The sequence below is a fragment of the Dokdonella sp. genome, from assembly GCF_049593775.1.
Classification (GTDB): domain Bacteria; phylum Pseudomonadota; class Gammaproteobacteria; order Xanthomonadales; family Rhodanobacteraceae; genus Dokdonella.
Genome location: NZ_JBAWHJ010000098.1, coordinates 1 through 13931, shown reverse-complemented (window position 1 = coordinate 13931; position 13931 = coordinate 1). Strand labels below are relative to the sequence as shown.

General features: G+C 59.5%; 14 protein-coding genes and 1 tRNA gene. 6 read left to right on the top strand and 9 right to left on the bottom strand.

The window, feature by feature from the left end; genetic code table 11:
• Window positions 1–555, bottom strand: a 555-nt coding sequence (locus WBP53_RS03435) for a hypothetical protein (RefSeq protein ID WP_423925956.1), incomplete at its 3' end; no start/stop codon positions are given.
• A gap of 268 nt (window positions 556–823) precedes the next feature.
• A tRNA-Pro gene (locus tag WBP53_RS03430) sits at window positions 824–900 on the bottom strand.
• A gap of 141 nt (window positions 901–1041) precedes the next feature.
• Here WBP53_RS03430 and hisS point away from each other — a divergent pair.
• Genes hisS through WBP53_RS03415 form a run of 3 tightly spaced genes read left to right on the top strand, consistent with a single transcriptional unit; the run spans window position 1042 to window position 4624 of the window.
• Window positions 1042–2424, top strand: a complete 1383-nt coding sequence (hisS, locus tag WBP53_RS03425; protein ID WP_423925954.1) for a histidine--tRNA ligase — start codon at window positions 1042–1044, stop codon at window positions 2422–2424.
• Window positions 2421–4313 (top strand): HAL/PAL/TAL family ammonia-lyase, encoded by a 1893-nt coding sequence (locus WBP53_RS03420; RefSeq protein WP_423925952.1) that lies wholly within the window; start codon window positions 2421–2423, stop codon window positions 4311–4313. Before hisS ends, WBP53_RS03420 begins: the two co-directional genes overlap by 4 nt.
• Window positions 4310–4624 carry a non-heme iron oxygenase ferredoxin subunit gene (locus WBP53_RS03415; protein ID WP_423925950.1) on the top strand — a complete coding sequence of 105 codons (315 nt, stop codon included), beginning with the start codon at window positions 4310–4312 and terminating at the stop codon, window positions 4622–4624. The genes WBP53_RS03420 and WBP53_RS03415 overlap by 4 nt, the downstream gene beginning before the upstream one ends.
• Before the next feature lie 6 nt (window positions 4625–4630).
• Here WBP53_RS03415 and WBP53_RS03410 read toward each other — a convergent pair whose 3' ends face one another.
• The 4 genes from WBP53_RS03410 to WBP53_RS03395 form a co-directional block, all read right to left on the bottom strand.
• Window positions 4631–5239, bottom strand: a complete 609-nt coding sequence (locus WBP53_RS03410; RefSeq protein WP_423925948.1) for a HutD family protein — start codon at window positions 5237–5239, stop codon at window positions 4631–4633.
• A 2-nt stretch (window positions 5240–5241) separates the two neighbouring features.
• Window positions 5242–5766 (bottom strand): GNAT family N-acetyltransferase, encoded by a 525-nt coding sequence (locus tag WBP53_RS03405; RefSeq protein WP_423925946.1) that lies wholly within the window; start codon window positions 5764–5766, stop codon window positions 5242–5244.
• Window positions 5767–5775: 9 nt separating this feature from the next.
• Window positions 5776–6237 (bottom strand): hypothetical protein, encoded by a 462-nt coding sequence (locus WBP53_RS03400; RefSeq protein WP_423925944.1) that lies wholly within the window; start codon window positions 6235–6237, stop codon window positions 5776–5778.
• Between the two features lie 356 nt (window positions 6238–6593).
• Window positions 6594–6926 (bottom strand): ComEA family DNA-binding protein, encoded by a 333-nt coding sequence (locus tag WBP53_RS03395; protein ID WP_423925942.1) that lies wholly within the window; start codon window positions 6924–6926, stop codon window positions 6594–6596.
• A 250-nt stretch (window positions 6927–7176) separates the two neighbouring features.
• Here WBP53_RS03395 and WBP53_RS03390 point away from each other — a divergent pair, with 250 nt between their 5' ends.
• Window positions 7177–8658, top strand: a complete 1482-nt coding sequence (locus tag WBP53_RS03390) for a M20 family metallopeptidase (RefSeq protein ID WP_423925940.1) — start codon at window positions 7177–7179, stop codon at window positions 8656–8658.
• Between the two features lie 21 nt (window positions 8659–8679).
• Here the strand turns inward: WBP53_RS03390 and WBP53_RS03385 are convergent, their stop codons facing one another.
• Window positions 8680–9372 carry a ribonuclease T2 family protein gene (locus WBP53_RS03385; protein WP_423925938.1) on the bottom strand — a complete coding sequence of 231 codons (693 nt, stop codon included), beginning with the start codon at window positions 9370–9372 and terminating at the stop codon, window positions 8680–8682.
• Between the two features lie 132 nt (window positions 9373–9504).
• Here WBP53_RS03385 and WBP53_RS03380 point away from each other — a divergent pair, with 132 nt between their 5' ends.
• Entirely contained in the window at window positions 9505–10005 is a 501-nt protein-coding gene (locus WBP53_RS03380) for an SET domain-containing protein (protein ID WP_423925936.1), read from the top strand.
• 121 nt (window positions 10006–10126) lie between these two features.
• Entirely contained in the window at window positions 10127–11383 is a 1257-nt protein-coding gene (locus WBP53_RS03375) for a hypothetical protein (protein ID WP_423925934.1), read from the top strand.
• Between the two features lie 157 nt (window positions 11384–11540).
• Here the strand turns inward: WBP53_RS03375 and WBP53_RS03370 are convergent, their stop codons facing one another.
• Window positions 11541–12680: a dipeptidase gene (locus WBP53_RS03370; protein WP_423925932.1), complete on the bottom strand. Its 1140-nt coding sequence runs from the start codon at window positions 12678–12680 to the stop codon at window positions 11541–11543.
• Window positions 12681–12720: 40 nt separating this feature from the next.
• A partial coding sequence (fusA, locus tag WBP53_RS03365; RefSeq protein ID WP_423925930.1) for an elongation factor G occupies window positions 12721–13931 on the bottom strand: 1211 nt, incomplete at its 5' end.

Genomic DNA, 13931 nt, shown 5'->3' with positions numbered 1-13931 from the left:
GTGCTTGGCTGTCAGTAACTCGAATGCCTTGTCTGGTATTTCATAACCGAAACCTAAGTCGGTCCCCGGATTGGAGACGATGCGCGAGCGAATAAAGTCTGCTGCGTACGTTCGACGCCTCAACATATATCGACGTCTGCTCGCCACTAAGTCCTTGGCCGCCTGGGTATATATAGTCATGTAGTGACTGTGCGCATCAGGCATCCATTCTGGATTCGAGCCATTCGATTCATTGATTAATCTCAAATACCCATCGAACAGAACTTGCATGTATGCGCCGTACCTTCGAGAGTGTTCGATTTCACCATCAACATCGTCGAGATATAGGCCCCATATCGGTTCAGCAGCCAGCGAAAAGCGCCAGAGGAAATAGACCCAAGCTGCCCAAGCCCCCCACCCAAGTACTTCCGGGCTAGAAAGGTGGATTGTTCCGAATAGCGTTGAAGTCGATGAGCCAAGACTGCCACCGGCCAGATTGAAAAGGAGCAATCCAAGCGATATCGCGTACAGGTCGCGTCGCCTTCGATCTAAGTCCGGTTCCGTTGTAGCTGCCATCTCACCTCCGAATGGTTCCCCTGAAAGATGCAGCTCTATTTGGTGAATTCCCGCTGATGCGTAGAGCGCTCTACACATTCCCACGACTTGCAATTGTGTGCAACCGACAACTCGGAGCGGGCTGCATCTGATCGGAGGCGGCAGGGAGGCGGGAATCAGGGGGCTTAGGACGAATGGTTCGCCCACGCGCTCAGGCGCATTTTGCAGACAAGGTGCAGACAAACAAAACCCGGCGCTTGGCCGGGTTTGTCGTAAAGCCTTGAATAAATGGTCGGGGAGACAGGATTCGAACCTACGACCTCTACGTCCCGAACGTAGCGCTCTACCAGACTGAGCTACACCCCGATACCGACCCGCTTTCTGGCGGGCCGCGAATGATAGCGGTGGCGCTGTTGCAGTGCAACGTCTGATTCTGGAAAGAACGGTCATTCTGCTAATCTATGCGGCCGTTTCGCCCGCTTTCATCGCGTCTTTTCGAGGATCTACATGCCTTTGACCCCCGCCCGTACCATGCCTGGCGTTCTAGAGCTTCTGCCCCTGGACCAGATCGCCTTCCAGGGCATGCTGGATACCGTTCGCAGCAATTTCGAGCGCTTCGGCTTCCTGCCGATCGAAACGCCCGTGATGGAGTTTGCCGATGTCCTGCTGACAAAGTCCGGCGGCGAGACCGAGCGCCAGGTCTATTTCGTGCAGTCGACGGGTGCGCTGGAACAGGGTGACAAGCCCGATCTGGCCCTGCGCTTTGATCTGACCGTGCCGCTGGCGCGATATGTCGCCGAACACGAGCATGGCCTCAACTTTCCTTTCCGGCGTTACCAGATCCAGCGCGTCTATCGCGGTGAACGCGCCCAGCGCGGGCGATTCCGCGAGTTCTACCAGTGCGACATCGATGTCATCGGCAAGGATTCGCTGTCGGTTCGCTACGATGCCGAAATCCCGGCGACGATCTATGGCGTGTTCCGTGACCTGGCCATCGGTCCGTTCACGATCCAGCTCAACAACCGACGCCTCATGCGCGGCTGGTTCGAGGGGCTCGGCATCGCCGACGGCGAGATACAGATGGCGGTATTGCGCGAAGTCGACAAGCTCGACAAGCGGGGTATCGATCATGTCCGCGATACGCTGACTGGCGCTGCCTTCGGTCTGGATGCGGAGACCGTCGACAGGATCCTCGCATTTGTCCAGGTGCGCTCAACCTCGCTGGCCGATGCGCTCGGCAAGCTCGATTCGCTCGGCTCCGGCAGTGAAACCTTTGAACAGGGCCGCAACGAGTTGCGCGAAGTGCTAGGTCTGATCAAGGCATTCGGTGTTCCGGAATCGCATTTCGCATTGAATCTGTCGATTGCGCGCGGCCTCGATTACTACACCGGAACTGTCTACGAAACCAGCTTGAACGAACACCCCCAGATCGGCTCGATCTGTTCCGGTGGTCGCTACGAGAATCTTGCGGGCAACTACACCAAATCGAGCTTGCCGGGCGTCGGCATCTCGATTGGCGCGACGCGACTGTATTGGCAGTTGCGCGAGGCCGGTCTGATTGGTTCGGCCAGGAGTTCGGTTCAGGTCCTTGTCACGCAGATGGACGAGGCACAGTTGCCGACATACCTGGCCCTTGCCAACGAGCTACGCATGGCAGGCATCAACACCGAAGTGGTTCTGGAGCCCTCCAAGCTTGGCAAGCAATTCAAGTATGCGGACCGCGCCGGGATCCGCTTCGTGCTGGTGCTGGGTGAGAATGAAATCGCCAATGGCACGGTCACTGTCAAGGACCTGCGTCGGGAAGACCAGTTCGAAGTGGCGCGTGCCGAGTTGGTCAAGAGCTTGCGGGTGGAGCTGGAGCAGACTGAAGCAATGGGGGTCAAGGCATGACGATCGAGCTGGATGGTTCTTCGCTGACGCGCAAGCAGGTCATCGAAATTGCGTGCGATGGCGTTGATGTGACGCTGGCGCCGGCAGCGCTGGTCAGGGTCCAGCGCGCGGCGGATTTCCTCGCGGAAAAGGTCAGCTGCGGCGAACCGGTCTATGGCGTGACCACGGGGTTCGGCAGCAATGCCGACAAGCTGCTCGGTGCGCATCGCGCGCGCGACGAGTTGCCCGGCGGCAACCCCGAGCAATTCGAGGGAAGCCTGCTCGAGGAGTTGCAGCACAACCTCCTGATCACCCACGCGGTCTGCGTTGGTGCGCCACTGGCGCCCGAAGTCGTTCGCGCAATTCTGGCCATCCGCATCAATACGCTGTTGCGGGGTCACTCCGGCATTCGGGTGTCGACGCTCGAAAGACTTACCGCCTTGCTCAATCGCAATGTCATCCCGGTGATTCCGGCCAAGGGCTCGGTCGGTGCCAGTGGTGACCTTGCGCCTCTGTCTCATCTTGCCATCGTCCTGCTCGGCGGCGGCGAGGCTTTCCACGAAGGTGAGCGCGTAAGCGGTGCCGAAGCGCTCGAGCGCGCGGGTATCGAACCGATCCGCTTGTCTTTCAAGGAAGGTCTGGCGCTCAACAATGGCACGACGCAGATGCTGGCCACGGCGGTGCTGGCCTTGTCGCGCATCGAGAACCTGATTGCGACAGCTGATCTGGCTGCCGCCATGACGCTGGATGCGTTCGCTGGTCGCAGTGGTGCGCTGCGCCCGGAAGTGCACGCCCTGCGCCCGCATCCGGGGCAGGTCGAGACTGCGCGGCATTTGCGTGAGTTGCTGGAAGGCTCGACCCTGGTCGACATTCCGTATCACCTGGTACCACGGTTCCGTACCTGGACTGCCGACTCCTGGAGTGATCCGGTTGAGCAGCAGCGACGTTTCGATATCTGCTGGGATTACGTGCCACCATCTCAGCGACATGGCCGTGAGGCGTTCTACGAACGCTTCCTGCCATTCAAGGGCGGCAAGAAGCATCAGCCACAGGATGCCTATTGCCTGCGTTGCATGCCGCAAGTGCACGGTGCCGTGCGTGACGCCTGGGAGCAGGCCTGCCGCATCATCGATATCGAGTTGAATTCGGTGACCGACAATCCTCTGGTTTTCCCGGATGCCGAGAACCCGCGGTTCATCGAGGATCAGGTGATTTCCGCCGGCCATTTCCACGGCATGCCGCTGGCCCTCGCCATGAGCTACGTCAAGGCGGCCATTCCGGTGCTGGCGTCGATATCGGAGCGCCGGCTCAACAAGCTGGTTGACCCGGCCAACAATGACGGACTGCCAGCATTTCTGATCGGCAACGAAGATGCTACCGATTCAGGCTTCATGATCGTCCAGTACACGGCGGCTGCCCTGGTCAACGATATGGCCACGCGCGCGCATCCGGCTTCGGTGTACTCGATACCGACCAGTGCCAATGCTGAAGATCATGTTTCGATGGGCACCAACGAGGCGCGCCATGTGCTCGAAATGACCGAGGATCTCGGTCATGTGATCGCGCTGGAGCTGTATACGGCAGCACAGGCGCTGGAGTACCGGCAGGACATGCTCAACGCTGCACGCAGTGTTGCCAGGCGCGGTGACTGGTCGGCGATGGCGGCCAAGATCAGCAATGCCCCGCATGAGGATCATCCGAGTCACGCAGCGTTTGCAGAAGAAATCCGCGGACTGATGAAGGCGCTGAACGATGCGGGTGAGTTCCACGCCGGCTCCGCAGTGCAGAAGGCGCTGGCGCGGATTCGCAAGGTGATCGATTTCATGCAGCGCGACCGCGCCATGGACGGTGACGTCAGGCGTATTTGTGAGCTGGTCGCCAGCAATGATCTGTTGAGGGACTCGGCATGAGTGATTGGGCTCGCATCTGCCATTTGGCCGAGTTGCTGCCGGGTGAATGCCAGACCGGTTGGGACGGCGATACGCCGATCGCAGTGTTCAATGTCGATGGTGAGCTCTATGCGATCGAGGATATCTGCACCCACGATGGCAGCGAATTGACCGGCGGTCCGATCGAGGGCTACGAAGTGGAATGTCCACGCCACGGTGCGCGATTCGACGTGCGTACCGGCGCAGCGCTATGCCCTCCAGCCTATGAGCCGACCGCAAAGTTCCCGGTAAAGATCGAGGATGGTTGGGTCTACTCGCGGGATGATCGCTGATTCGAATCAGTCAACCGGGTCTGAAACACTGAATTTCACCAGTATCAGTTCGCCGCCGCCTTCAAGAACGATGCGCTCGCGATGCCCGGTGCCCGCTTCGACAAGCAGTGTTTCGTTCGCTTCTGCTGCCATTTCATCCTGACCTGAGCGCGCAGTGATCTGCCCTGCATAGGTGTGGATCAACCACGTCGAAGCGGGATCGGAAAACAGGAGCATGGTGCCGTTGATGGGCCGAGCATGAACTTCGGCCGCGACGGAGTCGCGTTGCGCCATTACATTGAAATCACGCGTCGGTCCTGCAAGCAGTCGACAGTTGATTGTGTCTTCACCCTGGAACCGGATGTGCTGGAAGCGCTGCGCCAGGCGATGCGGCGGCTGATCGTTGATATCGAGATCCATGCCGTTTCCGGCGAGCATGAGCAGATCGCGCTGCACGCCGGGGAATACTGAGAACGGTCCATCCGTTTCGATCTCGGCAATGCTGACTCTCCAGAGAAAGCCTTCGCCCCGGCCCTCATCTGCCCGGCTTGCGATTTCGGTAGTCCAGCCGCCATCGTTCTTCCAGCGTGTGCGCTGGTAGTCGCGGGCTCGAAGCAGGTGCATTGAAACGGTCACGGCTAGTTCGGACTGTCAGGCCGATGGTAGGTGTAGACGAGAGTCGCGCTGCCGAGGAAATCGATGGTCGTCGACTGACGTCCACCAAGGCGGCGCGCGACGCGCTCGGACTCGGTGTTCTCGGTACGGATAAGGCTGATGGCACGTTCAGCGCCGAGCCGTGTGAACGCATACGCCAGGGCCGCATGGGCGGCTTCGGTGGCCATCCCCATGTGCCGATGCTCTGGGCGCAGCATCCAGCCCAGTTCCAGATCGGGCCAGCCTTCCGGATTGTGCAGTCCGACGCGACCGATGAATTCGCCGCTTTCCTTCAGCTCGACTGCCCACATGCCATAGCCACGTAATGCCCAATGGCCTATCAACATGGCCATCGAACGCCAGGCATTCATTCGATCCAGCGGTTGGCCATCGCCAACATACTTCGTGCTTGATGCATCAGCCAACATGGCTGAATACAATTCGAAGTGGCGTTCGGACAGCGCGGTCAAGCGCAGTCGCTCGGTAATCAGTACGGGAATTTCAAGCATGGCGTGGCTTCAATCCAGAAGTCGCATCAACGCCTGCGAGGACGCTTTGAGACTTTCCTTCCAGGTGAATCCGACGATCGGCTTTCCGCTTTCCGCATCGTGGAAATCTTCCTCCTGCCCGGGGGCGAGCAGATGGCGATAGTCGACGGTAATTTCCGTGCCGGCCTCTAGCCGGTTCGTCGCGAATATGAATCCAAGGTGCCAGAGTCCGGTTGGCGTGAACGAATGATTGACGAAACATTCGTCCGGCCAGTCCTCCGAGATCGTGTAGCGATCCTCGAACCAGCGCACCGTAGCCGGCAGTAATTCCTGCGCATTCGGCATAGCCATGACTTCGTTGAAAGTCCAGGTTTGCGGAATCGCGTCTGGAGCGATCAGGATGCTGCCTTGCTCGACAGTCTGGTCAAGAAAGACGCCTTGACCGGCATCCGGAATGCGGGATGGGCTGATGTGATAGCGGGGAAGAATCATGTGCGTACCGACCGGGGCGCGAAGTTTAGCCCGGATCATTCACCAATGACACGCACGCTTGCCTCTTGCTGGAACGTACAGCGTTCTCTGCGCTCTCCCGTTTGCTGTCCCGTTCTGCCTGAATCACGAAAAAGTCGCATGAATCCAGTGTCCTGCGTGATCGTCGCGTGTGTTCAGGTTGGTTCCGGGCGGTCAGGTGGCCTTGTCACGCCTTGAGACTACGAGAGGTGGGCAGATGAACGGGGGAAGCCCCCTCGATGCCTGAACAGATTGGGCAGGCGTGGCGAAACGGTTGAACAGGCAGCTTCAAGGCTCGATGCGACCGATTCGGCTCGCATCGAACCCTGATCGGCCTGTCAGTCAGCCGACGAGACCTTGGAAGCCTTGGCGGTGGCCTTGCCGGCCGATGCCTTCGTCTTCGCGCTGCCGACAACGATATTGTCGCGATTGCGCTCGACCAGCTTGTCGCCAATACCCTTCACCTGGGCCAGATCCTCGGCACTCGCAAACGGGCCATGTTCGTCGCGATAGGCAATGATGGCCTCGGCCTTGCTCATGCCGACGCCGGTAAGGCCTTCGGCCAGGGTTGTTGCGTCGGCAGTATTGATGTCGACAGGCTCGGCAGCGAATGCCGGCAATGCAAGGGCCAGAGAGAGGACGAGGCTGGCGAGTACGGACTTCATGTTCATGTTGGTGCTCCTGTTTGGGTTCATGCCGGGGACTCATGTTCCCGGCGAGGAAAGTGTCGACCGAATGGCTGAAGTTCGGGATCGGCAATCGTCGCCAGCTTGCGTAGGTCTTGCTCGCCGCATTGCGTAGTCCTTTTCCTACAGGATGCCTGTCATTCAGGAATGGCCATTCCGAGCAAGCGGACACCGACAGGCTGTTAGAATCGAACTCCTGCTGCCGGTTGGGCAGCGCATGAGGCTGGGAGCAATCATGGATTCAAGCGCAATCAGCGGGTTTGTAGACAAGCTCTGGGATGAGCAGATTGTTCCGCAGCTGGTCGACTACATTCGCATTCCGAACAAGTCGCCGATGTTCGATGCCGACTGGGTCAAGCACGGATACATGGATCAGGCCGTGGCCCTGATGGAAAACTGGGCAGGCAAGCAGCCCATTCCCGGCATGAAGCTCGAGGTAGTTCGGCTGGAAGGGCGAACCCCGTTGATCTTCATCGAGATCCCCGGGCAAGGAGACGACTGTGTCCTGCTCTATGGGCACCTCGACAAGCAGCCGGAAATGACCGGCTGGGACGAACATCTGGGGCCGTGGAAGCCGGTGATCGAAGGCGACAAGCTGTATGGTCGCGGTGGCGCAGATGATGGCTATGCGATCTTTGGCTCGCTCGCCGCAATCATGGCCTTGCAGGCGCAGAACATCCCGCACTCGCGCTGCGTCGTCATGATTGAAGCCTGCGAAGAATCCGGAAGTTACGATCTTCCCTATTACGTCGATCATCTCGCTGACCGGATCGGCAAGCCATCACTGATCGTCTGCCTGGATTCCGGCTGCGGCAACTACGACCAGATGTGGCTGACCACGTCCCTGCGCGGCATGACCGGAGGAAACCTGACGGTCAAGGTGCTCGACGAAGGCGTGCATTCCGGCGACGCATCCGGCGTGGTGCCATCCAGTTTTCGTATCCTGCGCCAGGTTCTTTCAAGGCTGGAGGATGAAAATACCGGAGTGATCAAGCCGAAGGAGCTGCATGCGGAGATTCCCGCGCAGCGCGTCGAGCAGGCCAAGCTCAGTGCGGGAGTGCTGGGCGATGACATCTACTCCAAGTTTCCCTTGCTGGATGGCATGCAGCCGGTCAGCACGGATCTGACCGAACTCGTGCTCAACCGTACCTGGCGGCCCGCCTTGTCCATCACTGGAATCGGTGGATTGCCAGCGCTGGATTCCGCTGGCAACGTGCTGCGGCCTTTCACGGCAGTAAAAGTGAGTTTGCGCTTGCCGCCGACTGCAAACGCGGTGAAGAGTGGCGAATTCCTCAAGCAGCTGCTGGAAGCGGATCCGCCCTATGGCTCGACGGTTACGTTCAACCTCGAGAAGGCCGGCAGTGGATGGGATGCGCCCGCACTGGCTCCATGGCTGGAGCAATCCGTCGATGAGGCTTCACGCACATTCTACGGTCCGCCAGCAGCCTACATGGGCGAAGGTGGGTCGATCCCGTTCATGGGCATGCTCGGCGAGAAATTTCCGGGCGCCCAGTTTCTGATCACCGGCGTGCTTGGGCCTCATTCAAACGCGCATGGTCCGAACGAGTTCCTGCACATTCCGACAGGCAAGCGCGTCACTGCTTGCGTCGCCAAGGTGGTTTCCGATCATTTTGTCGCCAGCGGCAAGGGCTTGACCATGGGTGTTGCGGCAACGGATGCGCACAGTCATCGCGGCGGTGACGGCTGCTGCGAGTAGTCGCAACTTTCCCGGGTTGCCTCAGCGAGCCAGCGGAATGCGCAGTGGCACATTCCGCGGGCAATGCATGCCGACACCCGTTCCGCAGCGACGCGGCTGAAGATCCATGTCGACACAGATGCGAACCTCCGAGAATTTCCCGGACTTGCAGCTGACTCCGAGCATGTCCGTCTGCAGGGCAGGGTTGGCGTCGACGAACGCCTGACGGATATCTTCCGCGTCCATGGGGCCGGGACGTGCAGTCGGCTGCAGCGCAGGCGGAATGCGTATCGAGGCGAAGGCGCGATCAGAAAGTTCGAAATAGGCTTCGGGGTCGAGGCCGGAGCAGGTCCCGTGTGCGCGCCACTCATGGTCGATGAGACGCTTGCTGGGCATGAACGAAAGCGTCCGCTCGACAGTGGCGCGACGCGGAGTCAGGTTGCTGCTGCAGTCGCGTGGGCCGCGCCCATGCTCAAGCTGTGGCCAGAGACCGTGCAGAATGAATCCGTAGCCACGTGTCCCGCATTGCTCCCGATCATCCGGGTTGCTCTCGCAAAACGTTGGCGACCATGAGAGCGCAATGAGGTAGTAGTCGAATCCCGAGGTTGCCGTGGATGCCGACTGGACTTGCTCCACGCTGGCGCTATCCGATCCGTTTTCGCGACTGGACCAGATCAGCACGGCAATGACGATGAGTGCGGCAGTTGCACGCAAGGCAAGGGTGGATGTTCGCATCTGGGAATTCCTGCAGCGTGTTCTCAATGGTGAAACTAGCAGGATTTCACGGCGTTGACAGTCTGCCGAGAATCCCGCTGGAGCGGCGGAATCGCTATGATGCCCATTCCGTCCTCTATCCGTTAACTTTCGATGCCAAAAACATTCAAGCAGCGGCGCTCGCCCATCCACGGCAACGGCGTTTTCGCCACCGCCAACATTCCAGCGCAGAAAGAACTTGTCGAGTACAAGGGACAATTGCTGACCCACGCCCAGGCCGATCGGCTCTATGACGGCACCACGGACACGGGTCATACGTTCCTGTTCACGCTGAATGATCGGTATGTCATCGATGCAAACGTCGAAGGCAACGTCGCGCGATGGTTCAACCACAGTTGTTCGCCGAACTGCCAGGCGGTCCACGAGGAAGATCCGAAAGGCAAGCGTCGCAACGATCGCGTGCTCATCGAAACCCTGCGTGATATCAAGGCTGGCGAAGAGTTGACCTACGACTATGGCATCAGCCTGGGCGAGCGTCTGACCCCACGCCTGAAAAAAATATGGGAATGCCGCTGCGGTGAGCCCGATTGTATTGGCACCATGCTCAAGCCGAAACGAAAGGCGAAGGGAACGTCGAAAAAGAAGGGTTCCTGAACGTCATTCGGGCCGCTCGATTGCGCGATTGCAATGAATGGCGCAAAGCTGCAGGCTAGGAGGCAGGACCGCGCCAGCGCAAGGATGGTGCTGGTTGGCAGCAACAAGGGGTGATATCAGCGTGCCGAACGAGAAGGTCATTTCCACGATTGGCGTCAATGATGAAGATGCCGCTCACTTGCGACTGCTCATGCGCAGGGCAGCCAGTGACCTGACGCATGCATGGCGCTGGGGGACCGACACCGGCGCTGATCTTCTTGCGGTGGACATATCCAACTTCGCCGGCCAGATGGCCCGCGCACGGGCAAAAGTTACCGGGATGCGCGTTGCAGTTGTCTGTGATGCGGATACCCCCACAGACGGTGATCCTGCATTCGTTCGGCCGTTCAAACTGGACAATGTCATCGAAGTATTGAATCAGGCCACTGAGGCGACCTCGGCAAACCTGATGCGGGCGGCTTCAACAGTGGAAGAGTTCTATCACGATGACGTTTCGGGCGAGCCTGATCAGGCCGGGGAGTCCGGCTTCCCGTTTCAGTCCGACGAAGTCCCACGCGGTTCAGCGTCCGCCGATGTCGCCCAGGGCCTGGATGAGATGATCCGTGGCAATCCGCTTGCCGATCCCTATGCCAATCTGAAGCCGGCCAGGCTGGGCAGCTCGACCACTGTCGAGGAGACCGGCTTGTCCACCAAACGTAGCGAGCTGCGTTCGGATCGCGAACGCGAAGCGCAGGCCACGCCGCTGGGTCACTCGGCTCCGACGCGATCGCCGCGCAAGCCGAGCGCTGCCGACGAGCGCAGTGCCCATCACTTGCGCGAATACCTCGAAGGCGATCTGATTGCCGGCCCCGTGCAGATTGCGTGGTCCGGCTCTGCGGTATTGACCCTGGACCCGAAGCATCAGGTTTATCACTGCACGCGCAGCATGCGCGATATCGAGGCGTATTTTCGCAAGTCGCCCCGGCGTGATGAATGGCGACGACTGACCAGTGCCGAAATTGCACAAATTCGCGAGACGCAGCCGGCACAGCCCTATCACAAGCTGGTATGGCTCGATGTGGTGCTTCATTCAGAGGGCAAACTTGCCTCTGGCCTTGATCCGGGCGGGACGTTTGAACTGACGCGCTGGATGGAAATTGCGCGCGACTATCCACAATTGGCGCGCATCTCCGCCGCGTTGATGCAGCCGGTGAGATTGCATGAAATCGCCTCCAGTTGCGGAGTGGAAATGAGCCAGGTATTCGACGTGGTCAATGCCTACGATGCTATTGGTTGCCTGAAAAAGACGCCCCGCGTATCGCGGCATGCCGAGAGCGATCAGGACAGGCAGAAATCATCCTTCCTGCAACGCTTGCGCAACCCGTTCGGGAAGTCCTGATTCCTGCTGTTCGAGACGTTCTCCACGCCGTTGCAAGATCACGTGCCCATGGAACGGCACGCCCCGGATCAGGGATTTGTCAGGCCAGCAAGTTCGTGAGCAGGTCACTCAGTCAATAGCGACCGGAATTCGCTCGCTCGAATTTACCCCCTCGGATTTACCCCCAGGTGGCGCGAAACAAGCGTGCGAAATTGCCGCCCAGGATTTTTCCGATTTGCCGGTCTGAATGCCCGCGTGCCGCGAGCAAGCTGGCAATCTGCTCGAAGCGGCCAGCGGAATTGATGTCCGGGAGGAACGTATAGACATCGGGATCTTCGCCAGGAGCGGATATGCCGCGTGCGCGACGATCGTTGACAGTCTCGGCGAACTTGCGTTTGTACTCTTCATTGAAATCGATAGGCGAGGTCATGCCGTCGGTGCCTATGCCGACATGGTCTTCGCCACACACCTTCAGGGCGTGCTCGATATGGGCGATGAGGTCCTCAGCCGTCGGCTGTCCCTTCGTGCGCAGGAACGGCATCAGGTATATGCCGATAACGCCACCCTTGTCGGCCAGCTTGCGCATTTCGTTGTCGGTCTTGTTGCGCGGAAGCTGTGCAAGTGCGGCGCATCCGCTGTGGGTAATGGCAACCGGATCCTTCGAGCGCGCGATGGCTTCCAGCGTCGTACGCTCACCGGCGTGTGACAGATCGATTTGCAGGTGGCGTTCGTTGAGATTCTCGATCATGTCGATGCCGAACGCACTGAGCCCTGCATTGCCGGCTTCCATGCAGCCATCGCCGACGAGATTGCGACGGTTGTAGGTAAGCTGGACGATGCGCACGCCCAGCTGGTCATAACGTTCCAGCAGTCCGAGGTCTTCACCAATGGGCGTGGTGTCCTGGAACCCGAATATCAGGCCCACGCGTCGGCTGCTCTTGGCCGTGTCCAGGTCGGCAGCTTCCCGCACCTGCATCAGCCGGTCAGGGTGTGCGGCAATCTGTGCGTTCCAGTAGGCGATGTTCCTGATCGTGGCGTCGGGATCGTTGGCATAGCTGCCGACACCGCTGACGGTTACGTTGACCGCAGTCAGTCCGCTGGCACGCAAGTCATCCAGTGCCTGTGTGCTCAATGGCGAATAGGGTTCCGCGTTGTATTCGCCCGGCCCGCCCAATCCGTCAATGACCATGGCCCGTGAATAGCCTGGCCAGCCACCAGCGGTGGCCGTGCTTGCCAGCGCTCGCTGCGCCGACAACCACAGGGGTGCACTGGCCAGCGATGCGAGGCCCAACAGGAATTGGCGACGTTGCAGGGACATGCGGGATCCTCTTGATTCACGATGGCAGCAATCTTGCCAGTCAATCCTCTTCGGTGCGAGGCTTGTAGGCGTCGATCAGTTGCCGCTGTACGTTGGCCGGTACCGGGTCATAGTGGCTGAACTCGATCGTGTAGCGGCCGCGACCGCCGGTCATCGCCTTGAGCTCGGTCTGGTAGTCGGAGACTTCGGCGAGCGGCACCTGGGCCTTGATCACGAGTTCGCCGCCGCGAATCGAATCGGTTCCATGGATGCGAGCACGTTTGCTGGCAAGCCCGCCGGTGACATCGCCCATGTTCAATTCCGGGACGTTCACGTCCATGTTGACGATGGGTTCCAGCAGTAGTGGTTTGGCTTTGCCGACTGCGTCAAGGAAGGCCTTCTTGCCTGCCGCGATGAAGGCGACTTCCTTCGAGTCCACCGTGTGGAACTTGCCATCGGTGACGACGACGCGGACATCCTGCATCTGGTAGCCGGCAACCGCACCCTGCTCAAGCACCTGGCGCACGCCCTTTTCGATTGCCGGGATGAACTGGTGCGGTATGGCGCCGCCCTTGATTTCGTCGGTGAACTCGAAGCCGCTGCCACGTGGAAGCGGTTCCACGCGCAGGTAAACTTCGCCAAACTGACCGGCACCACCGGTTTGCTTCTTGTGCCGATGATGGCCTTCGGCTTTGCCGGAGATGGTTTCGCGATAGGCGATGCTGGGGCGATGCGAGGTGACTTCGACGCCATATCGATCTTTCATCCGCTCGAGCGTCAGCTTCAGGTGCAGATCGGATAGTCCGTGGATGATGGTCTCGTTGAGTTCCTTGTTGTGTTCAACGCGGAAGCACGGATCCTCTTCGCCAAGGCGAGCAAGGGCCGTGGCCAGCTTTTGTTCCTGGCCCTTGTGCGCCGGTTCGATGGCAAGGCCGAACATCGGTTGCGGAAAATCCAGCGGCTTGAGATGGATGTGATCTTCATCGTGTGAATCGTGAAGTACCGCATCGAAATGGATCTCATCGATCTTCGCCACGGCGGCGATGTCGCCGGCAGTGGCGGAATCGATTTCAACGTGGTCCTTGCCATGGATGCGGAACAGGTGGCCAACCTTGAACGGCTTCTTCCCGTCATCGATGAGCAATTGCGTGTCCTTGCGCACGGTTCCCTGATAGATCCTGAAAATGCTGAGTTTGCCGACGAATGGATCATTGGCGATCTTGAACACGTCGGCGATCACGTGCTTGCCGGGATCCGCCTCGGCGACAATCG